This window comes from Pseudomonas sp. LBUM1669 (assembly GCF_059695705.1).
Map to the genome: position 1 here is coordinate 5,779,902 of NZ_CP166784.1, position 21,880 is coordinate 5,801,781.

Here is a 21,880-nt window from a genome sequence, read left to right on the forward strand (position 1 = left end):
CGTCATCCACCTCACAATAAATTCGAAGGGGTCAATTGCTCACCGCGCCACTCAAACGCCACCGGCGCCAACACCTGATCAATCTGCGCCTCACGCCACAACGTCGCAAAGCTTTTGCCTACGCCCGGATGCACTCTGTCCGGCGCAATCAGCGACAACGGCCACAGCACGAAGGCATTTTTCAGAATCTCTGCCCGCGGCAGGATCAGTCCGTCGAAATTGCCGACCAGATCGCCAAACAGCAGCACGTCGATATCCAGCGGCAAACCCTTGCGGTCCGGCGCATAACGGCCATTGTCCGCCTCGATGAACTTCAATCGACGGTCCAGCTCCATCAGCGGCAGATCGGTGTAAGCCGACACCACAAAATTGAAGAACGGCCCGCTCTTGATTCCCACAGGCTGGCTTTCGAATACCGCCGAGCAGCGTATATCCACCAGGAATCCCGCCAGGGCTTCCAGGCCGGCCTGCAAATGGGTTTCGCGCTCGATATTGCTACCGAGCCCGAGATACACCTGAGTCAGCGACATCCGCGCTCGATCTCCACGCCCACACCACCGATGGCCGCCGGGACGGCGCCTGGTTTGGTCAGCTTGAGGCGCATCCAGGTGATCTTGAATTCGCTCATCAACACCTCAACCAGACGCTCGGCGAAGGTCTCGACCAGCTGGAACTGTGCCTGTTCGGCAAAGGCCTGGATACGTGACGAAACGCTGGCATAGTCGAGCGCCAGGGTCAGGTCATCGCCTGCCGCTGCCGGGCGATTGTCCCAGGCGAAGCTCAGATCAAGTCGCAGGCACTGTCGGATGCCTCGTTCCCAGTCGTAGGCACCAATCACGGTGTCGACTTCCAGGCCCTCGATAAACACTCTGTCCAAGCACTTTTCTCCGCTGCACGACAAGGGCGCAATGCGCCGTTAGAATCAGGGCGTCCTCGCCCGGAATAGTTAGCATGTTTTGGTTACTGGCGACCCTCGCCTACCTGCTCGGCTCTCTGTCCTTCGCCATTTTGCTCAGCCGCCTGACCGGTAACCCCGATCCGCGAATGAGTGGCTCGGGCAATGCTGGCGCCACCAACATGCTGCGTCTGGCGGGCAAGAAGCTTGCCATCCTGACCTTGATCGGCGACCTCTGCAAAGGCTTGCTACCAGTGCTGATCGCCGGTGTTGCGGGTCTTTCGCTCCAAGAACAAGCCTGGATCGGCGTCTGCGCCGTCATCGGCCACCTGTTCCCGCTGTACTTCCGCTTTCGCGGTGGCAAGGGTGTCGCCACCGCAGCCGGAATGCTCCTGGGCCTGTATCCGCCCGCTGCATTGCTGGCGGCCTGCACCTGGGTGCTGACGTTCTACCTGACCCGCACCAGCTCACTCGCCGCACTGATCGCCACACCGCTGACCCTGCCGCTGCTGGCCTGGCAGGAACCGGCGGCACTGCTGCCCATGAGCGCACTCACGGGACTGATCGTCTGGCGTCATCGCGGAAATCTACGCGACCTGTTTGCCGGGCGCGAACGGCATTTTTAAATACCGGACATGAGCACCGCTCATCACAAAGCCGACAGTTGCTCCATCGGCCAGCGCGCCTGCACGCTGATCGCCAGGCTTTCGTGCTGACCGGCCTGCAAGCGCTGGCAACCGGCAAACGCAATCATCGCGCCATTGTCGGTGCAGAACTCCGGACGGGCATAAAACACATCGCCTTTCATGTCGCCGAGCATTTTTTCCAGAGAGGTGCGCAGCGCCTTGTTGGCGCTGACGCCCCCAGCGATCACCAGACGCTTCATACCCGCCTGTTTCAGGGCGCGCTTGCACTTGATGGTCAAAGTCTCCACCACGGCCTGCTGGAACGCCAGCGAGATGTCGCAACGGGCTTGCTCGCTGTCGTCCCCGGCGCTGACGCTCTGCTGCCAGGTGTTCAGGGCAAAGGTTTTCAAGCCACTGAAGCTGAATGCCAGGCCCGGGCGGTCGCACATGGGACGCGGAAAAGTGAAACGCCCTGAAACGCCCTGCTCTGCAAGCTTGGCGATTTCCGGACCGCCCGGATAATTGAGGCCCATCATCTTCGCCGTTTTGTCGAACGCTTCACCGGCGGCATCGTCGAGTGTCTCGCCCAACAGCGTGTAATGGCCAATCCCGTCGACCTGAACCAGCTGCGTATGACCACCCGACACCAACAAAGCGACGAACGGGAATTGCGGCGGTTGCGGCTCCAGCATCGGCGCCAGCAAATGGCCTTCCATGTGGTGCACACCCAGCGCCGGAATACCCCAGGCGAAGGCCAGCGCCTGAGCGCAAGAGGCGCCCACCAGCAAGGCACCGACCAGGCCAGGACCCGCGGTATAGGCGATGGCGTCGATCTCGGTCGGCACACAGTCAGCTTCGGCCAACACCTGACGAATCAAGGGCAGCATGCGTTTGACGTGGTCGCGCGAGGCCAGCTCCGGCACCACACCGCCATAGGCGCGGTGCAGGTCGATCTGGCTGAACAGTGCGTCGGCCAGCAGGCCGCGTTCACTGTCATATAATGCGACACCGGTTTCGTCGCAGGAGGTTTCTAATCCCAGTACTAGCATGGGTTTGCGCCTTGTTTAGGCTGAATTCGAAGGCGCGCATAATAGTCGCCACGTGATGCCCCGGCCAGCGGTTTTCGATCAGAGGCTTTGCATTCCGAGCGATGAGGCGTTAACATCCGCAACCCTTAAAAACCGACGTCTTCAAGTGCTCTTTTGCCACGAGGATGTTGACCCCGGTAATGAATGAAGGTAGCTCTGGATGCCAGCCGTCAAAGTAAAAGAGAACGAACCCTTCGACGTAGCTCTGCGTCGTTTCAAGCGCTCCTGCGAAAAAGCCGGTGTACTGGCTGAAGTTCGTAGCCGCGAATTCTACGAGAAGCCTACTTCTGAGCGTAAGCGCAAAGCAGCAGCCGCTGTTAAGCGTCACGCGAAGAAAGTTCAGCGCGAACAGCGCCGCGCCGTTCGTCTGTACTAATACACAGACGTTCGTAGCAAGCTTCTGCCAAGCCCGGCCCTCAGCCGGGCTAATGGCATTTGCGGAAAACGCTTGATGCTTCACCGTCAAAGCCGCAGACGCGACCGAGACAAACCTGCTTCACAGCGTCAGACCTGGCTCTTTTGCCAGCGGTGCACGTCTTTTCTGACGAGCCTTCCAAGGCTACTGACGAGCACACCCACTGATTCCTCTCACGACGATCAGCCCAAGGCACCTTCTTGCGTGCCCGCTTATGAGCTATCCGAGGCCCTCGACTGGCCGCAGCGGATTTCAGCGAAATACTTTCATATAGTCGAATACTGATTGGCACTAACGTCAGTGGATTTTCGGCAGATACACTTCCCGACAGCGATTACGCAGACGACACCGGTCGAGCCGCACATTTTGCGCGCCTCAAACAACGACCCGCGTTCGGCCGCTCATCGTTTTGGGTCCCTTTCAGCGCAGATGACGAGAACGCCATGGCCGGGCTAATTCCCCAGAGCTTCATTGACGACCTTCTGAACCGCACCGACATCGTCGATGTGGTCAGCTCGCGCCTGCAAATGAAAAAGGCCGGCAAGAATTACACCGCCTGCTGCCCTTTTCATAAAGAGAAAACCCCGTCCTTCAGCGTCAGCCCCGACAAACAGTTCTATTACTGCTTCGGCTGCGGCGCGGGCGGTAACGCCCTCGGTTTCATGATGGACCACGACAACCTGGATTTCGTCCAGGCGGTCGAAGAACTGGCCAAAGCCGCCGGCATGGAAATCCCCCGCGAAGAAAGCGGTCGTCCGCACAAACCGCGGCAACCGACTGATTCGCCGCTGTACCCGCTACTGACTGCGGCCGCCGAGTTTTACCGTCAAGCCCTGAAAAGCCATCCATCGCGCAAAGCCGCGGTGGATTACTTGAAAGGTCGCGGGCTGACCGGCGAAATCGCCCGGGACTTTGGCCTCGGCTTCGCGCCGCCCGGCTGGGACAATCTGTTCAAGCATTTGAGCAGCGACACCCTGCAACAAAAAGCCATGGTCGACGCCGGCCTGCTGATCGAGAATGCCGAAACCGGCAAACGCTATGACCGCTTTCGCGATCGCGTGATGTTCCCGATCCGTGACAGCCGCGGGCGCATCATTGCTTTCGGCGGCCGGGTATTGGGCGACGACAAGCCGAAATACCTGAACTCACCGGAAACCCCGGTATTCCATAAAGGCCAGGAACTCTATGGCCTTTATGAAGCACGCAAGAACAACCGCAACCTCGACGAAATCATCGTCGTCGAAGGCTACATGGACGTCATTGCCCTCGCCCAACAAGGCTTGCGCAATGCCGTCGCGACCCTGGGCACTGCCACCAGCGAAGAGCACTTGAAGCGGCTGTTTCGCGTCGTGCCCAACGTGCTTTTTTGCTTCGACGGCGACCAGGCCGGCCGCAACGCTGCGTGGCGCGCACTGGAAGCTGCCCTGCCGTGCCTGCAAGACGGGCGGCGCGCGCGCTTTCTGTTCCTGCCCGAAGGCGAAGACCCGGACACGCTAGTCCGCTCCGAAGGCACTGACGCCTTCCGCGCGCGAATCAACCAGCACGCCCAGCCATTAGCGGATTATTTCTTTCAGCAACTGACCGAGGAATCGGACCCGCGCTCGCTCGAAGGCAAGGCCCACATGGCCACCCTTGCCGCGCCGCTGATCGACAAGGTCCCGGGCGCGAACTTGCGCATTCTGATGCGTCAGCGCCTGACCGAGATTACCGGGCTCAGCGGCGAAGCCGTGAGCCAACTGGTGCAAAGCGCACCTCAGGATGCGCCACCGGCTTACGACCCGGGCATCGATTACGACGCCATGCCAGATTACAGCGACTACCATCAGCCGCAAGCACAAGAGATGTATGTGCCGCAGCAAGAATGGACACCGAAGAAACCCGGCGCAGGCGGCAAGAAGTGGGACAAGAAACCCTGGGACAAAAACGGCAAGCGGGGCGGTGATCGCGATCAACATAGTGCCCCGCGCACACCGATCGCCGTCGAAGCTCCAACACTGATAGCGCTGCGCACCCTCATTCATCACCCGGAACTGGCGGGCAAGGTAGAAACTGCCGATCACTTCGCGAATGAGAGCAACACTTACGCGCAACTGCTGGTAGCCCTCATCGGGGCGGTGCAGAAAAATCCTAAGCTAAACTCCATTCAGTTGATGGCCCGCTGGCACGGGACTGAACAGGGGCGTCTGCTCAAGGCTTTGGCGGAAAAGGAATGGCTGATTGACGGTGACAACCTTGAACAACAGTTTTTAGACACCATTACTAGGTTATCGGCAAGTCAACACACGGATAGCCTGGAAGTACTTATAAGGAAAGCAAGGCAGCCAGGATTGACTGCGGAGGAAGCAAATCAGATCGCAAATCAGATGCGCGACCTATTAAAACGCAATATGGCTGTATCAGACCCGACCTCAACTGGCGCGTGAGGTCATAGCTCAGGTATAATCCTCGGCTTGTTTTTTGCCCGCCAAGACCTTCAGTGGATAGGGTGTTATGTCCGGAAAAGCGCAACAGCAGTCTCGTATCAAAGAGTTGATCACACTTGGTCGTGAGCAGGGCTACCTGACTTACGCGGAGGTCAACGACCACCTGCCTGAGGATATTTCAGATCCAGAGCAGGTGGAAGACATCATCCGCATGATTAACGACATGGGGATCAACGTATTCGAGGTTGCGCCAGATAAGGATTCCCTTATGCTGGCCGACGCCGATACCGACGAAGCCGCGGCCGAAGAGGCAGCAGCAGCGTTGGCAGCGGTCGAGACCGACATTGGTCGCACCACCGACCCAGTGCGCATGTACATGCGTGAAATGGGTACGGTAGAGCTCCTCACACGTGAAGGCGAAATCGAAATCGCCAAACGTATTGAAGAGGGCATCCGTGAAGTGATGGGCGCAATTGCGCACTTCCCTGGCACGGTTGACCATATTCTCTCCGAGTACACTCGCGTCACCACCGAAGGTGGCCGCCTGTCCGACGTCCTGAGCGGTTATATCGACCCGGACGACGGCATTGCGCCGCCTGCAGCCGAAGTGCCGCCGCCTGTCGATCCGAAAGCCGTGAAAGCGGACGACGATACCGACGACGAGGAAGCTGAAGCCAGCACCGACGACGAAGAAGAAGCCGAAAGCGGTCCGGATCCGGTCATCGCTGCACAGCGTTTTGGCGCTGTCTCCGATCAGATGGAAATCACCCGCAAGGCGCTGAAAAAGCACGGTCGTGGCAACAAGCTGGCAATCGCCGAGCTGGTGCTTCTGGCTGAGCTGTTCATGCCGATCAAACTGGTGCCGAAGCAATTCGAAGGCCTGGTCGAGCGTGTTCGCAGTGCCCTGGATCGTCTGCGTCAGCAAGAGCGCGCGATCATGCAACTTTGCGTTCGTGATGCCCGCATGCCGCGTGCCGACTTCCTGCGCCAGTTCCCGGGCAACGAAGTTGACGAAAGCTGGACCGATGCACTGGCCAAAGGCAAAAGCAAATACGCTGAAGCCATTGGTCGCCTGCAACCGGACATCATTCGTTGCCAGCAAAAGCTGACCGCGCTGCAAACCGAAACCGGTTTGACGATCGCAGAGATCAAGGACATCAACCGTCGCATGTCGATCGGTGAGGCCAAGGCCCGCCGCGCGAAGAAAGAGATGGTTGAAGCAAACTTGCGTCTGGTGATCTCCATCGCCAAGAAGTACACCAACCGTGGTCTGCAATTCCTCGATCTGATCCAGGAAGGCAACATCGGGTTGATGAAAGCGGTAGACAAGTTCGAATATCGCCGCGGCTACAAATTCTCGACTTATGCCACCTGGTGGATCCGTCAGGCGATCACTCGCTCGATCGCCGACCAGGCCCGCACCATCCGTATTCCGGTGCACATGATCGAGACGATCAACAAGCTCAACCGTATTTCCCGGCAGATGTTGCAGGAAATGGGTCGCGAACCGACCCCGGAAGAGCTGGGCGAACGCATGGAAATGCCTGAGGACAAGATCCGCAAGGTATTGAAGATCGCTAAAGAGCCGATCTCCATGGAAACCCCGATCGGTGATGACGAAGACTCCCACCTGGGTGACTTCATCGAAGACTCGACGATGCAGTCGCCAATCGATGTCGCCACTGTTGAGAGCCTTAAAGAAGCGACTCGCGAAGTACTGTCCGGCCTCACTGCCCGTGAAGCCAAGGTTCTGCGCATGCGCTTCGGTATCGACATGAATACCGACCACACCCTTGAGGAGGTTGGTAAGCAGTTCGACGTGACCCGTGAACGGATTCGTCAGATCGAAGCCAAGGCGCTGCGCAAGCTGCGCCACCCGACGAGAAGCGAGCATCTGCGCTCCTTCCTCGACGAGTGATCACAAAACCCCCGGCCCAGGCCGGGGGTTTTGCTTTATGCAGATTAAATCCCCCGCATTTCCCCCCCGCCGAATTGCCCGTCTACACTCGAAACATTCCCCCGAGCCATAACGAGACCGTTATGCCCAGACTGCCGACCGTGCTTTTTTTGCTGTCGCTGATGACCTGGACCGCAACGGCTGGCGCGCTGACTTTGACCGACGAAGAACGTAGCTGGCTGACGGCTCACCCGGACTTGCGCCTGGGTGTCGACGCGTCCTGGCCGCCGTTTGAATTTCGTGACGATCAGGGTCGCTATCAGGGCCTCGCGGCGGACTACATCAACGTGATTCGTCAACGGCTGGCCGTCAAACTGACGCCCATCGAACCGATCAGCTGGACCGAAGTCCTGCAGCAGGCCAAGCAAGGCAAGCTGGACGTCTTGCCGGGAATCATGTCGACCCCGGAGCGCCAGTCGTATTTGTCATTCACTCGTCCCTACCTGGACTTTCCGATTGTCATCCTCGCCCATGTCGGAGGCCCCCAGCCGCGCAAGCTCGAAGAGCTCTACGGGCTGAAGATCGCTGTTGTGGAAAACTATGCTCCCCATGAACTGTTGCGCACGCACCACCCTGACCTGAATCTGGTGGCGATGCCCAATGTCAGCTCGGCCTTGCAGGCGCTGGCCACCGATGAAGTGGATGCGGTCGTGGGCGATCTCGCCTCCAGCGTCTGGAGCCTGCGTCAGCTCAAGCTCGACGGCCTGTACGTCAGTGGCGAAACGCCCTATCGCTATCAATTGGCGATGGCCGTGCCCCCCAACAACAAGATATTGGTCGGGATTCTGGACAAAGTCCTGGCGGACATGACTTCAAGTGAAATCAACGCCATTCAGGAACACTGGGTCGGTAATGTCCTGGATCATCGAACCTTCTGGTCCGATTTGCTGGTTTACGGCCTACCCGGGCTGCTGCTTATGATGATAATGCTGGCAGTCGTCATCCGGATTAACCGCCGACTCAGTTCGGAAATTGCCCGTCGGGTCGACCTGGAACAAGAGCTGCGCAGCAGCGAATACCATTATCGCGGGCTGGTGGAGAGCCTTTCCGCGATTGCCTGGGAAGCGCGGATCAGTGATTTCACCTACAGCTACGTGTCACCGCATGCCGAAGAACTCCTTGGCTATCCCCTGTCCCATTGGCTGATTCCGGGCTTCTGGCGCAACATCATCCACCCTGCGGACCTGACCCGGGCGCAGACATTCTGCGACCACGAAGTGCTGGCCGGACGCGATCACAGCGTCGATTACCGGGTTATCACCGCCGACGGCCGCTGCCTGTGGGTGCGCGATATCGTCAGCCTGATCGAGCATGGGCATGAGCCGGTGATGCGCGGGTTGATGATTGACATCAGCGACGCCAAGCGCACGGAAGAAGCGTTGAGTCTCTCCGAGCAAAAATTCGCCTCTGTATTTCAACAATGCCCAGACATCCTGGTGATCGCGCGGCTGTCCGACGGCTGCCTGCTGGAAGTCAACAAAGCGTTCGAAGAACAGATTGGTCTCAAGGCCGAAGAAGTCATTGGCCAGACCGCCACCGACCTGAACATCTGGGGCATCCCCGGCGTAGGTCCGGGTTTGCTGCAGCGCCTGCAGGCCGGCAGCATCCGCAATCTGGAGATGCCCTTTCGCCGCAAAAATGGCCAAGTGTTTACCGGCCTGATTTCCGCCGAGCCGTTCGACCTCGATACGACCCCTGCCCTGGTCGTCGTCGTGCGCGATATCAGTCAGCTCAAGGAAACCCAGCAACAACTGCAAACCTCCGAAGAAAAATTCGCCAAGGCCTTCCACGCCTCACCCGACGGCTTGCTGCTATCCCGACAGAGCGACGGGTTGCTGCTGGAGGTCAACGAGGGTTTCAGCCGCATCACAGGCTTCAACAGCGCGATGTCCGTGGATCGTTCCGTCCTGGAGTTGGGGATATGGGTCAATCTCAACGAACGTAAACAGATGCTCGACTTGCTGCACCGGGATGGCTTCGTTCGCGACTTCAGTTGCCACATCCGCCGCAGTGACGGTCAGATCCGACTCTGCGAGGTTTCAAGCCGTCCACTGCCCATCGGCGACGAAGACTGCATGTTGACCATCGCACGAGACATCACCGAACGGCACCTGATGCAGGAGAAACTGCAACAGGCCGCCACGGTGTTCGAGAGCACCGCCGAGGGCGTGTTGATCACCGACACCCAACAGCACATCAGCGCGGTCAACCGAGCGTTCACCGAGATCACCGGCTACAGCGAGAGCGAAGCACTGGGCCACACCCCTCGCCTGCTCGCCTCGGGCCTCCACGACAGCGCGTTCTATGCGGCGATGTGGCATCAACTGACGGACGAAGGTCACTGGCAAGGCGAGATTTCCAACCGACGCAAGAACGGCGAGCTCTACCCGAGCTGGCTGACCATCAGCGCCGTGCGTAACCGGGAGAAGTTCATCACCCACTTCGTGGCGGTGTTCGCCGACATTTCCAGCCTCAAGCACGCGCAGGCCAAACTCGACTATCAGGCGCACCACGATCCGCTGACCGGCTTGCCAAACCGCACGCTGTTCGAAAGCCGACTGCTCACCGCACTCAATACCCAACAGGAAAACGGTGGCCAGGGCGCGGTGCTGTTCCTCGACCTGGATCGCTTCAAACACATCAACGACAGCCTTGGCCATCCGGTGGGCGACCTACTGCTCAAAGGCATTGCCGTGCGCCTCAAAGAGCAGCTGCGCGACATCGATACCGTTGCGCGCCTCGGTGGCGACGAATTCATCATCCTGCTGCCCGGCCTGCAACAATCCAGCGACGCCGACAACATTGCCACCAAGCTGCTCAATTGTTTCGCCGCACCTTTTCAGGCTGGCGAGCACGAGTTTTTCATCAGCGCCAGCATCGGCACCAGCCTGTACCCCAAGGACGGCTGCGACGTCGCCACGCTGGTCAAGAACGCCGATGCGGCGATGTATCGCTCCAAGGCCAAGGGCCGCAACCGGGTGGAAAGCTACACCCGCGACCTCACGGCACAGGCCAGCGAGCGCGTGGCGCTGGAACATGAACTGCGCCGCGCCATCGAGCGCAATGAGCTGTTTCTCTACTACCAACCGAAAATCAGCCTCGCCGACCATCGACTGGTCGGCGCCGAAGCGCTCATTCGCTGGCATCACCCGACTTTCGGTGCGGTGCCGCCGGAACACTTCATTCCCTTGGCAGAAGAAAACGGCATGATCCTGCAGATCGGCGACTGGGTACTGGAGACCGCCTGCCGGCAGATGTACGAGTGGAATCAGGTCTATGAGTGCCTCGGTCCACTCTCGGTCAACCTCGCCGGCGCTCAACTGCGCCAGCCGAACCTGCTCGGGCGGATCGAACAACTGCTCAAGGATAACGGCCTGGCGCCCGGTTTTCTGCAACTGGAAATTACCGAAAACTTCATCATGAGCCAGGCTGAAGAAGCGCTGGCGGTGCTGCACCAACTCAAACACCTGGGTGTGCAATTGGCCATCGACGACTTCGGAACCGGCTACTCGTCTCTGAGCTACCTCAAGCGTCTGCCGCTGGACATCCTCAAGATCGACCAGTCCTTCGTCCGCGGCCTGCCTGACGATCCCCACGATGCGGCCATTGTTCGCGCCATTATCGCCCTGGGTCGCAGCATGCAATTCACCGTCATTGCGGAGGGCGTCGAGACCCTGGCACAGCAACAATTCCTCGCCGAAGAAGGCTGCGAACAGATCCAGGGCTACATCGTCAGCCTGCCTCTGCCCCCCGACGAATTCGCCGAGGCGTTTCTTCGTATAGCCGTATCGGATTTTTCGGATAGCACAGCCGAGAAACCATCGCTATAATCCGCGACCTACTGAGGGCCTATAGCTCAGTTGGTTAGAGCAGAGGACTCATAATCCTTTGGTCCACGGTTCAAATCCGTGTGGGCCCACCACCTTGAAAGCCCCGCACTGCGGGGCTTTTGCTTATCCAAAGCACATTCACACCTAGAGCATGAGCCTTTCATTTCTTCTGCTCCGTCCACAAACCGTCCACAGACTAAAAATTTAAGCTCCTGTGGCGGCCTGCACTTGGTCGACTTCGGACTTGAGTTGAAGAATGTCACCGATGAACAGATACGTATAAATCACATACCGATCCGCCTCCTCCCTGGAAGAAATGACCTTGTGAGTCCCTTTGTTTGCCGCCTCAAAAATGGAGTCCAAACGTTCACCGAGATATCCTAGATGAGAACCAACTATCTCAGTAAAGCGCTCCGAAGTAGCATGTTCCTGGACATAGGCCATTAATCTGTTTACATAATTACCAGCACCAAGCTTAATAATTTTTTGCTGCTTCCCTTCACCAATCACTTTATCCGCTCTTGCGGGATATAAAACATCAGCAGCGCTCTCTAAAATTCTTCGGCAACTATGCACAGCATTCGACCAGTCTTCATCATTTCCCGACAACAAATTTTCGTACACCGCCGTAAACATTTTGACAGCGCCTGGAATAACATCACCAACCTTGCTATCCACTTTTATTCGGGTGCGCTCAAATACATCACTTGCGACAGCAGAAAACTTCAACTCAACGTACACACCAGAAACAAAGTTATAGACATAATTCCTGCGCTTAGCCAGCGCCTCAATAGCGAGCTTAATCGCTTGAGCGTTTTGCGCTTGCATATTAGGATTTGGACTGTACGGTCTACATTTTGCTGTTTGGACTATGATTTCAAGTTCTTCAATTATTTCAAGCTTACCAAACTCCCTTACAACACCATCGACTTCCTTTTTATAGGTTCGTCCCGCTAGTCTTGCAAGCCTCCAAGCTTCAGCCTCAACCCCTGCCTCATTTCTAGGATAACCACTAATTTCGTATTGTAAAATTTGCTGTACATCGAATTGCCCGACGATCCTTGCGAGCCTACTAGCTTTCATTGCAATCAGAGTAAGCGGCGACAAGTTCATCTCAAGCTCATCTAATAGACGCTCACTGAGCTCCAACGCTTCCGCCAACCTTCCTTGCGCCGCCATAATGCCTCCTCGTTATTTAAACTCTAATTTCGCTAATGGGTTCAGACTTGAAACTTTCACCATATGCCCGGGACTGAAGTGCGCATACTTCTGCGTCATAGCCAATGTTGCATGCCCCAATACTCGTTGGAGCGTAAGGATATCCCCACCATTCATCATGTAATGACTGGCGAACGTGTGTCTTAGGACATGAGTCATTTGCCCTTCGGGCAGCTCCAGCCCGATCGCTTCAACCGAACGTCGAAATGTGTTGTAAGCGGGCGTAAATGGAAGTCGCCCCTCAAGTCGTTTTTCAAGGTCGTCAGCAATTGGCACAGAGCGATTCTTGCTCGACTTAGTCTTGCTGTAGTGAATCAAGCCATGGCGTACCTGGCGCGCCTGCAATCCCTCAGCCTCTCCCCACCTGGCACCAGTTGCCAAACACACCTGTGCAATAAGACCAGCATCAGACTCACGGCTGGACAGATCACCTAACAACTCTTTGATCTGTTCGGCCAACAAATACACCATTTCGGCTTCATCGAACTTGAGTTTCCGAACCTTGGCTAATGGGTTATCCCCCTCCCATTCCCCCAAACGCCCCAACTCGTTGAAGACAGCTCGTAAATAAGCCAGCTCGTGATTCAACATATTGGCGCTGATTGGTTTGGTATCCTTACCCTCCTCGGTGAATCCTCTACCTGGTGTTTTTCGCGAGTGCTTCCCTTCTGCGCGCTCAGCGCGGTACTGGGCAAAGTGAGCGGCACTGAATGTAGAAATCTTCGGATTGCCCATCCGCTCGATCATGTTCCGTAGCAATGCCAAACGCTGCTCACCGGTTTTAAGCGTTTGCCCATGCACCACATACCAACGCTCAGCAAGATCCAATAGCTTGCGCGTATCGTGCTTCGGCGCCTTCTCGAATGCGCCTGTAGCACCTTCCCCCATCACACGGTTGTGGTATTTCTGAGCTTCATTTTTGGTTGGAAATATCTTGCGCGTACGAACGCCGTATCGCCCATCAGGGCGACAGTCCACTTCGTAGCGCCCATCACCTAGCTTCCTTATCGCCACAGGCTTGCACAGGTCAGCTCGGCCCTGCCTCCGTGATCATCTGAACAGTCACTCGATCGTTGTTTGTCAGCGAGCGTCATATGGCGATAACCGGACTTATTTGACCAACTTCGGGCGCAACTTCATCGGTTACCAACCACAGCGCATAGCGCTTAAAACGAGGGTGTTTGGTTATTTTCAGAAGCTCTACAGAACTCACAGACGCCCGCCGTCCGTACTCGTATCCCTTCCATGTCTCGAGCTTGATCCCCGCGATCTCACAGATTTCCGCCTGAGTCAGACGCTCAGTCAGCCGCACTTCCTTGAGTTTTTGACCTAATTCCATCGAGCACCCTCCTCTTGACATGTGCGTACGCACATCACAATATGTGCATATGCCACTTTATTCGGCATATATACACACGGAGCTTAGCAAATGCAGATCACCATAGACACGCCTTACACAACTGTTCGCGAACTGGCACGTCGTTCCGGCCAATCCGAGCGAGCCATCCGGAATGACATCGAACGGGGTCGAATTTTGGTACGGGCAAAGACTGAAGGCTCGAAGGAACTGCTTCTGGTCAACATGGTGGCACTAGCCATAGAAGCAGCCGAGCAAGCGGCACGCGTTTCGCAACGCTGAGGGCCAGTTAAATGCAATTCGAAGACATCTACCGCCTGGAAGTGGTCGCCGCTTTAGAGCATGACCACGAGCTGGATTTCAAGGACATCGGCAGCACCTACTTCCAAAAGGGAGTCTGCCCAGGCTGTAGCGAACGCACGCTGTACATTGCCCGCAAGCAGCCGTATCTCGACAGCGGCGACGCTCGCGAAGCTGCTGTTCCTGGGCGATGGCACGAACTCAACCCTGCGCTATCGCTGGGGGGATGCCTTGGAGTGGAACACGCTGTCACTGGCCGGAGTCGGTCCCCAGCAATTGCCTTTCCCGGTCCTGCCTGCCGGTAGTAACTGGAAGTTCCGAATGGAAGTCGTCACCGGCACACCGACGCTGTTTGGCATCTACACCGAAAACAATGCGTCGGGTGTGGTCGTTTCCAAGTGCGCGGCCAGCGGTTCGGCGTCGGGTGACTGGTACAAGAACGACGCGACCTGGTTAACGCAGCAGAAGACGGCCACGGGCTTCATTCCTGCTGACGCAGTGCTGGTGATGCTGGGTGGCAATGACCAGGGCGCGTCGGTTACGCCGGCGACCTTTCTCGCCAACCTGCAGGGCGTGGTCGCGACTCATCTGGAAGTCCATCCCGGGGCGTCCTTCATCGTCGCCATGCGGTGGGACACCACACGATCGAGTCAGTACCCCATGAGTGCTTACACCAAGCTCGCCGCCGCCTGGTGCTGGACGCAGGGCATTGCCTTTATGGACATGCAATACGCCGCCATGGGTGACCCGGCGAAGTACGCCAGCACCGGCCAAACCCCGCTGATCAGTGATGACAAAATCCATCCGGATCCGGCGAAGGGTGCCCCAGTGATTTCCGAGTTTTTCTACACCGCGCTGCGCTGAACGCAGTAAGGAGCATCAAATGTTTTCCCTCGTGATTAGCGCACCTGGTGTGTTGTCCAACCCGCTGCCCGATACGCCGACCATCCCTGATGTGCAGTCCAATATCATCTACGAGCTTGATGCCGCCAGCCTGGCCGCACTGGCCGACGGTGCCGGCGTAGACACCTGGTTGGCAAACGGACCGGCGCCGATCGTCAACCGCACCTTCAACTTTCAGTACACGGGCTGGGGGAAACCGAAGTTCTCGCTGACCGGTGGCCCAAGTGGCAACCCAGCCGTTTTATTTGACGGGACACAGCAAATCGGCAACGGACCGGGTACGGTCGCTGTTGCGCAATCGATGACCTACGCGATGGTCGTGAAGGCTTCTGTCTTTGCGGCGAATCAGGCGCGGCTGTTGGCTTCGGGCGCCCAGATCCTCGCACCAGGTGCGAATGGCTTCTACGAAAGTATCTCGGCGGCCAGTCGACTGGAAAGCGGTGATAAATCGACCGAATGGACGGTCATCCTCGCTGTGTTCGACGGGGCAACCTCAAAAATCAAAGTTGGGACCAGCCCCATCGTCGAAGGCGCGACCGGTGTGTCTCTCAGCGGGCGGAATATTCTGGGGGGGCAAGGATCGGCACTGGCCACAGCAGGGTTGGTAGGTGGCTACGCCTTTCTCCGAGCGTACGACCGAGCGCTGAATAACTCCGATATTGAAGCCGCTTCAGTTGAGCTGCATCGAGCCTACGGCCTGATGTAGCGTGTCTAGTCCTGAAATAGGTTTACACCTGTTTCACCCCAACGCCCGATGCACCGCATCGGGCGTTTTGTATTTTAAGGACAGGTGCGGGCGTTCCTGGTTGTAGATCAGGATCGCTTCTCGCACCATTTGCTCCGCTTGCGCCAAGTCTGTCGGCCGGTGGAGTAATAGTTCTGTTTTCAAGATGCCGTTGACCCGCTCTGCCAAGGCGTTTTGGTAGCAGTCGTAGCCATCCGTCATCGAACACGTGATGCCATGCTTGGCGTGGAGCTTTTGATACAGCGCCGAGCAGTACTGGACTCCTCGATCCGAGTGATGGACCAGTTTCTGACGTGTTCGACGTGTCTTTAACGCCATGCGTAAGGCTTGGGCCACCGAGTCGGCATGCAGGCTGCCATGCACGTGATAACCGACAATTTTTCTTGAGAAGGCATCTGTGACCAGGCTCAGGTAGACCGGATCGTCACGCTGGGTGGACAGGTAAGTAATATCGGCCACCCAGACCTGTTCCGGACCGGTTGCAACGACTTGCTGCGGGCCTGGCTTTAGCAGATTGGGATGGCAGCGAAAGTGATGATGGCTGTCGGTCGTCTTGTGATACGCCCGTTTCCTGCGAACCAACTGCCGGTGCTCGCGCAGCACTTCAAACAAGCGATCCCGGCCAACATGCAACTCAGGTTTCTCATGCTCCGCGTGCATCAATGACTGGAGCTTGCGTGCGCCAATGCAGGGTTGGCGCACTCGGATTGCCTGCACAAACTTGATGAGTTTCTGATCTTGATCGACTCGCGCCCGATAGACGCGATCACGCTTGTAAAAGGCTTGGCGACTGATCCCCATAAACTGGCAAGCCCTGCTGACACTCAGGGTTTGGGTTTGCGCAACGACTTGCCGGGCCGCTTTTTTACAATGGATACGCCGTAGTCATTCTTCAGGACATCAACCACATCTTCAAAGAATTTGGCTTTCTGATTTGCTAGTGCCAGTTGCTCCTCAAGCTCTTTGATTCTCTGCTCGGGGGTCAAAGGCAAAGTTGGCTCGTCCATCGGTCGAGTCCTCTGCGTACGAATGGAGGCGCCTTGGCTCCAATCTTGTCGACCATGCTTGCGTAACCAGACCAACACCGTCGACCGACCTTGAATCCCATAACGCCGCTGAGCCTCTTTATAACTCAACTCGCCTTTTTCTACTTGGTCGACAACCGACAATTTAAAAGTCAGCGTGTAATCGCGCTGACTACGTTTTGCGCCCGTATCCATTGCACCTTCCTGATAAAAAGCCAGAAGGTGTAAACCTTATTCAGGACGAGACAGCGGACAGAAAAAAGCCCGCCATTGAGCGGGCTGAACAACCGGTTATTCACCAGCTTCCGTAAGGAATTCCGTACTTTTCGATATAACGTTTGGAGGCTTCTTCTAGAGGAAAATAACTTCCATGGGAGAGCCCAAGGTCAGGTCCTTTAGGTTCAATCTCGGCCTGGTAGTGTGCAACCTTGATTGCTCGTCGGCACTCATCCAATGCCCACACCTGCACCACACCGCCCGGGGCAATTCCTATTTGTACAGACGCTAACGGGTCTAAGAAAGCCGCTTCAGGAACGCTTTTGCATTCCTTGGTCAACGCATTACGCATGACCTGCCTCGCATCTTCCGGAATTTCAAACCACCCCTGATACGTTTGCGGCTCGGCCAGTGATTGCCAGCGAACATAGATGCGAACCGGAAGCTTGGCGTCCCTTACATCCCTCTCGGTGCCGCCACCGGTCACCAGCCAACCGTTGGCCCCTGGCAGGCCGTTTTTCCGCCCGCCGGACGCCACGCCACTGCCGATTCGGCGGTAAAGAGTCCCAAGGGTGTCAATTGTCGCAGCCTCCTCAACCCAAGCGTCCATGGCATAAGGCGTGACAAAACCCAACGCCCACGGCCCGGCATCGTGGTCTGAACGCCCCCTGGACTGACCTGAGGCTTGGCAACCGTTCACCAGTAGAATCCCCAACAAAATCCATAGTGTTCGCATATTCGTGACTCCTAGTCGGGTACGTGGGGATGTTGTACGCGGATCCCGTCTGCTGTGGGGGCATTAAAGTAGAGTAACCCTGCGCTGGTTCGAGGTGTCGAACCTTGCAGGATTGTCGGTGGGTTCCAGCTGGCCGAAGTGTGAATGTACTTCAACTTGAGCAGTTGCTCTTCGGCGGGCGTTGTACTGTAGTCGCCCGCCACAAAACGGTCGCAAAGCGCTTTAAGTTCTTCTGGAATGATGTAACGAGATGATTGTTCGTTGATGGGGGCAAAACGGACGCCTCGTTGTTTCGCCAACTCGTACATGACCCGTAGGTAAACCCGCGACAGCTCGCCTCGCACGGGTTTCTTGAGCTGCAACGCCGCATAGACACGTTTGTAAGGGTTCAAACGATCCTGTTGAGATGGAGGTAAGCCCCGAACATAGGGAGTCACGACCTCCAGCATTTCGGATGGCCAGCCTTTGGCTTCCCACTGCGCCTTCCCCTGTTGCGCGTCGCGGTAGATTGAGGTGTATTTCACGTCTGTCGTGATGGGAACATCCAGCGCCTGCATTGGGCTGATCAGCAGGTTCTCTTCGGATTCAGGAAAGTAGCCCCCGCCAAGGTCCGAGTGAACACCGGGCAATGTGATCTCCAGGTGATCGGGTTTTACTCGGTTTAAGGCGAAGTTAGCGCGGATTTCATCCCGTGCAGCCAATTGGACGACATTCGGAAACAAGCTCCGAGGCAGGTACAGCTTGAGGCCTGGTTGTGTTTGGCTACGTATGTAGCCCAGGTTGGCCAAGCCGCCTACTGACGGCACGGTATCAAACAAGCCGATAAAACCCATTTGGACATCGTGCTGGTATTCGACGTTATAGGTTTGGTGGAAAGCCCCACGAAATATCTTGGAGATGTTGCCCAGTGGACCACTTTGCCCCAGCGCGACTTCATTGGAGAAATGTCGTGCAGCCGCTGCACCTCGGCTGAAGCCAAATGTATCGAACGTTAAGTGAATGATCTTTGAATTGGGGTAGGTTTGAGAAAAGTCATAGATAGCTCGCCCGATTTTTTAAAAGCCTCATCTACTTTCCCAGTGACGCCCATTTCGCCGCGCCCCATCGAGGCCCCAAGCATACTATCGGGTTGACCGGACGATGTGCCTATCCCATCCACATAGACCGTTTCAAATTTCAGATGCAATTTCCCCTCATCCAAAACTTCGCGAGAGGAAAAATACAAATCGCTCAGTTTTTTAATGTTCGATTCATCATTTGCATAGCTGCTTTCCGGATCAGCCATATACGGTTTGCAACTGGCGTCCAGATCCTCAGGCTTGATGGCGTGGGTTGCGCCACACAGCTGCCCCATCACGCTGTTATTCGCATTGTTTAGCGTGCCATCGAAGAACACGCCGATGCGTAAGGTGATACCCACTGGCTGTTCTTCGTCCAATTCCTCTTCTTCTTCCTCTTCCTCTAAAACCGAGTCGTCAACAACGGTGGCAGGGATTGGCGACGGCGCAGGTACAGTAATTGGTACCTGGTAACTAGCAGGCGCAACCAAATGGGCAGGCATCGGGCTGACCGGGGAAACTGGCGCTGGCGTGAAGCTGTTGCCGATGATGATGGTCGATGACCCGCCGGTAATGGTGTCGCCATGACTCCCTTGCGAACCGGTTACCAGCGCGGCCTGGCCATTGATCTGGACCGAAGACATTGCGGCCATGGTCAAGATACTGCCGCAGGTAGTGCAGTCGGTTACCCGGGCAGCGGGTAGACCATCAAAAAATACATTGGGTGACCCGGATTCAATGGCTGTTCCACCACAGCGGGGACAGCTCACAGTATCGGACTTGCGTGCAGCAGGTTTACCGGACATTGCTGACTTCCATATCAGGATTTTAGAGACAACACCTTGCTGACGCTTCTTGTAGAAAGCAATCGGGTTTTCCCCTAGTTCTCAGCAACGTGCCAGCTTGTGTCCAGATGTTGGAACGCATAAGCCCGCGAAAATCCCGGGGAGCACAAAAAAACCATCGAAAAAGGCACTTATCCCCCTCCCGCCGACGGGCTTTGCGTTCAAATTTTGCGAAAAGAATCGAGCGATGAAAACAACCCTCCAGCCCAAGCCGGCAGCGGGCCTTGGTGGGCTAGAGCGTTTTTCTCAATGAGAAACATTTTTCAGTTTTTCGAAACGATCTTGCAGGCGTTGCACTTGGAAGTGTGCAGGCAGCGAAAAGAGAAGAGGCCCGGACTAGAGCGGTGGAAAATAGGAAAACGCTGGAGGTGGTGTGTTTTCCAAATCTGCATGCCAACTTTTCGGTGTGCGATTGATGAAGCCGGATGGGGAGTGCTGCGAGGTCCTACCATGGTTCGCAGTTGCTGCTGACTCGCAAATGCTCAGAGCATCTGGCTTACCCTATCGGTCAGGTCGCCAAGCTTCAGCTCAATAGCTGCCGATACTTCAGTGTGCCATTTGGCGCAGATCTCGACGGAACAAAAAGCGGGAGCACTATTGGTGTTTACCCTTCGGGAGAATGGCTGCCATGGTCTGATCCACCATCAAACGATGAGTTAGGCGCTAGGAGCAGCGCCCAAATGGCGTATCTCGTGGCATCCATCCAATCCTCAATACCTGTTATCTCTTCCCTGTATAAGGCTTAATATTGCTCATCGGAATTTTGGTGAGGAACGAGATTTCAGCATCGTCTTTGGGGCCATGATTGAGCGCAATCACTTGCGAAGTTTCAATGCTTGAACTGTCCAGCAAGAGAGAGAACTCCATATTTTTGCTCCTTCCTCCAAGCAGCGGTTCGAGACCATTTCGACCGATTTTATATTCATACAAATTCATGCTTATTTCATAGAGCGGAGCGCCAGTGCTCTGTCCCCCGGCTTCGGTATTGATGGCGGTGGATACCCAAACCGTAGATTTATCTTTTGTGTATTTTATGTACGTGGACAAGTCGTTAAGCTTTGGTTTTAAACCCCATTTCTCGATGTTCTCAACAACATGCCTAGGCAGGCCAGAGGTTTCCTTGCTGCCTACGAAAACACTTGCAAATGTTCTGGCCTGTTCTGTATTCAATGGAACCCAAGCGGTAAAACCCTCTGGTGAGGATTGTTGTAGCTTTTCGTACGTCCGGTTGTCGGCTCGATAAAGTGTGAACTTCGTTCCTAACGGAGCCGAGGAAGTTGTCACAACCTCGGTGAGCGACGGTTGTTGCGCAGGCAGCTTTTGCGAGGAGGATGTTTCATTGTCCGAGGGACGTGCGCAGTCGCCTTGGTGATACCTTCCACAGGCGGAGCATGTCTTGGGGACTGAAAACGGCTTAGGTTTGGGGGCAGTGGGGGGGGCGATTCGAGCGGAAGGCAGCAATGTGCTGGGTGAATACGCCTGGCCGCTTTTAACCCAGGGGAAAACTTTTCCACTCTTGCGCACCTGGTTTGTCGGCGGCGTATTGGGTCTTGCAGGAGATGGAACGCTGGGCATGGGGCCTTTGCCTGCAGTTGATCCAAAGTCTTTCGGCATTTGTAGTCAATTCCTTGTAATCGGTGATAGGTTCAATATCGCCTAGATGCGATGACTCAAACTTAATAACCGAAATCGGGATGAAGGCTACTTGAAAAATGTTAGAGGAAGTTTCCAGCACTCAAGAACGGCGGTCTCAAGGAACAAGTGCAACACCTGATATAAGGTGTTGCCCTTATTATTGAAGGGCTACAGGGTTTTGTATGGCGGATTCTTAATTTCATTTTGTCGCATTGATTTTGAGAGCGATCATGGCTGCCTGGGATGGGCAACAAAGGACAGTTTCCACAGCACCGCCCGTCCACAATCCGTCCACACCATCCGTATGCATAGTCGGCATATACATACAAAGCGCCCTAAATCATTGGCAAAAATATAAAAACACCTTATATAAGAGTGGCTTAAATCGGGCTCATAATCCTTTGGTCCACGGTTCAAATCCGTGTGGGCCCACCAAACAAGAAAGCCGCGCTGATGCGCGGCTTTCTTTAGATTTGATGATTGACGTGAATAGTGTTGTCGAAGCGACTGACCGGATGAGATTGAGCGCTTCCCAGCGGCGAAAGCCGTAACCGCGCAAGGCGGTTCGCAAGTGGTGTCCGGATCTGCTTTACCAAATCGAAGAAGAC

At 56.0% G+C, this 21,880-nt stretch carries 19 protein-coding genes and 1 tRNA gene; 9 read left to right on the forward strand and 11 right to left on the reverse strand.

Features of this window, described 5'->3' with window-relative positions:
• Positions 1 to 11 precede the first annotated feature (11 nt).
• The gene (folK, locus tag ACA051_RS26935; RefSeq protein ID WP_010467156.1) at positions 12 to 530 is read right to left on the reverse strand and encodes a 2-amino-4-hydroxy-6-hydroxymethyldihydropteridine diphosphokinase; all 519 of its coding nucleotides are present in this window, start codon (positions 528 to 530) and stop codon (positions 12 to 14) included.
• The gene (folB, locus tag ACA051_RS26940; protein ID WP_056726637.1) at positions 521 to 877 is read right to left on the reverse strand and encodes a dihydroneopterin aldolase; all 357 of its coding nucleotides are present in this window, start codon (positions 875 to 877) and stop codon (positions 521 to 523) included. Before folB ends, folK begins: the two co-directional genes overlap by 10 nt.
• A 74-nt stretch (positions 878 to 951) precedes the next feature.
• On the opposite strand from folB, the gene plsY reads away from it, so the two are divergent.
• A complete protein-coding gene (gene plsY, locus ACA051_RS26945; RefSeq protein WP_497305922.1) occupies positions 952 to 1,521 on the forward strand; it encodes a glycerol-3-phosphate 1-O-acyltransferase PlsY in 570 nt (189 codons plus the stop codon).
• 23 nt (positions 1,522 to 1,544) lie between these two features.
• Here plsY and tsaD read toward each other — a convergent pair whose 3' ends face one another.
• Positions 1,545 to 2,570 (reverse strand): tRNA (adenosine(37)-N6)-threonylcarbamoyltransferase complex transferase subunit TsaD, encoded by a 1,026-nt coding sequence (tsaD, locus tag ACA051_RS26950; RefSeq protein WP_304873619.1) that lies wholly within the window; start codon positions 2,568 to 2,570, stop codon positions 1,545 to 1,547.
• Positions 2,571 to 2,769: 199 nt separating this feature from the next.
• On the opposite strand from tsaD, the gene rpsU reads away from it, so the two are divergent.
• From rpsU to ACA051_RS26975, 5 genes are all read left to right on the forward strand, one after another.
• Complete coding sequence (gene rpsU, locus ACA051_RS26955; RefSeq protein WP_002551877.1) at positions 2,770 to 2,985, forward strand: 30S ribosomal protein S21; 216 nt, start codon at positions 2,770 to 2,772, stop codon at positions 2,983 to 2,985.
• A gap of 482 nt (positions 2,986 to 3,467) precedes the next feature.
• Entirely contained in the window at positions 3,468 to 5,447 is a 1,980-nt protein-coding gene (gene dnaG, locus ACA051_RS26960; RefSeq protein ID WP_497305923.1) for a DNA primase, read from the forward strand.
• 67 nt (positions 5,448 to 5,514) lie between these two features.
• Entirely contained in the window at positions 5,515 to 7,365 is a 1,851-nt protein-coding gene (gene rpoD / locus ACA051_RS26965) for an RNA polymerase sigma factor RpoD (RefSeq protein WP_077747306.1), read from the forward strand.
• A gap of 122 nt (positions 7,366 to 7,487) precedes the next feature.
• The gene (locus ACA051_RS26970) at positions 7,488 to 11,234 is read left to right on the forward strand and encodes a bifunctional diguanylate cyclase/phosphodiesterase (RefSeq protein WP_497372546.1); all 3,747 of its coding nucleotides are present in this window, start codon (positions 7,488 to 7,490) and stop codon (positions 11,232 to 11,234) included.
• Positions 11,235 to 11,249: 15 nt separating this feature from the next.
• Positions 11,250 to 11,326 (forward strand) — tRNA-Ile (locus ACA051_RS26975).
• 112 nt (positions 11,327 to 11,438) lie between these two features.
• Here ACA051_RS26975 and ACA051_RS26980 read toward each other — a convergent pair.
• The 3 genes from ACA051_RS26980 to ACA051_RS26990 all read right to left on the reverse strand — a co-directional run bounded on the left by ACA051_RS26980 (position 11,439) and on the right by ACA051_RS26990 (position 13,791).
• The gene (locus ACA051_RS26980; RefSeq protein WP_497372548.1) at positions 11,439 to 12,413 is read right to left on the reverse strand and encodes a hypothetical protein; all 975 of its coding nucleotides are present in this window, start codon (positions 12,411 to 12,413) and stop codon (positions 11,439 to 11,441) included.
• Positions 12,414 to 12,425: 12 nt separating this feature from the next.
• The gene (locus tag ACA051_RS26985; protein ID WP_497372550.1) at positions 12,426 to 13,466 is read right to left on the reverse strand and encodes a phage integrase; all 1,041 of its coding nucleotides are present in this window, start codon (positions 13,464 to 13,466) and stop codon (positions 12,426 to 12,428) included.
• 76 nt (positions 13,467 to 13,542) lie between these two features.
• The gene (locus ACA051_RS26990; protein WP_095944850.1) at positions 13,543 to 13,791 is read right to left on the reverse strand and encodes a helix-turn-helix domain-containing protein; all 249 of its coding nucleotides are present in this window, start codon (positions 13,789 to 13,791) and stop codon (positions 13,543 to 13,545) included.
• A gap of 90 nt (positions 13,792 to 13,881) precedes the next feature.
• On the opposite strand from ACA051_RS26990, the gene ACA051_RS26995 reads away from it, so the two are divergent.
• The 3 genes from ACA051_RS26995 (at position 13,882) to ACA051_RS27005 (ending at position 15,718) form a co-directional block, all read left to right on the forward strand.
• Positions 13,882 to 14,091: a hypothetical protein gene (locus tag ACA051_RS26995; protein WP_497372553.1), complete on the forward strand. Its 210-nt coding sequence runs from the start codon at positions 13,882 to 13,884 to the stop codon at positions 14,089 to 14,091.
• A 147-nt stretch (positions 14,092 to 14,238) separates the two neighbouring features.
• On the forward strand, positions 14,239 to 14,973 hold the full coding sequence (locus tag ACA051_RS27000) for an SGNH/GDSL hydrolase family protein (RefSeq protein WP_497372555.1): 735 nt from the start codon (positions 14,239 to 14,241) through the stop codon (positions 14,971 to 14,973).
• Positions 14,974 to 14,992: 19 nt separating this feature from the next.
• A complete protein-coding gene (locus ACA051_RS27005) occupies positions 14,993 to 15,718 on the forward strand; it encodes a hypothetical protein (protein WP_497372557.1) in 726 nt (241 codons plus the stop codon).
• Between the two features lie 33 nt (positions 15,719 to 15,751).
• On the opposite strand, the gene ACA051_RS27010 is transcribed toward ACA051_RS27005, so the two are convergent.
• The 5 genes from ACA051_RS27010 to ACA051_RS27030 form a co-directional block, all read right to left on the reverse strand.
• Positions 15,752 to 16,977, reverse strand: a protein-coding gene (locus ACA051_RS27010) for an IS3 family transposase (RefSeq protein WP_497303223.1) whose coding sequence is annotated in 2 segments (ribosomal slippage) — positions 15,752 to 16,626 and positions 16,626 to 16,977 — 1,227 coding nt in all. Because the reading frame shifts where the segments join, the coding sequence is not laid out codon by codon here.
• A gap of 100 nt (positions 16,978 to 17,077) precedes the next feature.
• Positions 17,078 to 17,734, reverse strand: coding sequence for a DUF2931 family protein (locus ACA051_RS27015; RefSeq protein ID WP_497372559.1), 657 nt, complete (start codon positions 17,732 to 17,734; stop codon positions 17,078 to 17,080).
• 11 nt (positions 17,735 to 17,745) lie between these two features.
• A complete protein-coding gene (locus ACA051_RS27020; RefSeq protein ID WP_497372561.1) occupies positions 17,746 to 18,567 on the reverse strand; it encodes a hypothetical protein in 822 nt (273 codons plus the stop codon).
• Between the two features lie 158 nt (positions 18,568 to 18,725).
• Positions 18,726 to 19,598, reverse strand: coding sequence for a PAAR domain-containing protein (locus ACA051_RS27025; protein WP_497372563.1), 873 nt, complete (start codon positions 19,596 to 19,598; stop codon positions 18,726 to 18,728).
• A gap of 759 nt (positions 19,599 to 20,357) precedes the next feature.
• The gene (locus ACA051_RS27030; protein ID WP_497372565.1) at positions 20,358 to 21,251 is read right to left on the reverse strand and encodes a hypothetical protein; all 894 of its coding nucleotides are present in this window, start codon (positions 21,249 to 21,251) and stop codon (positions 20,358 to 20,360) included.
• Positions 21,252 to 21,880: the final 629 nt, after the last annotated feature.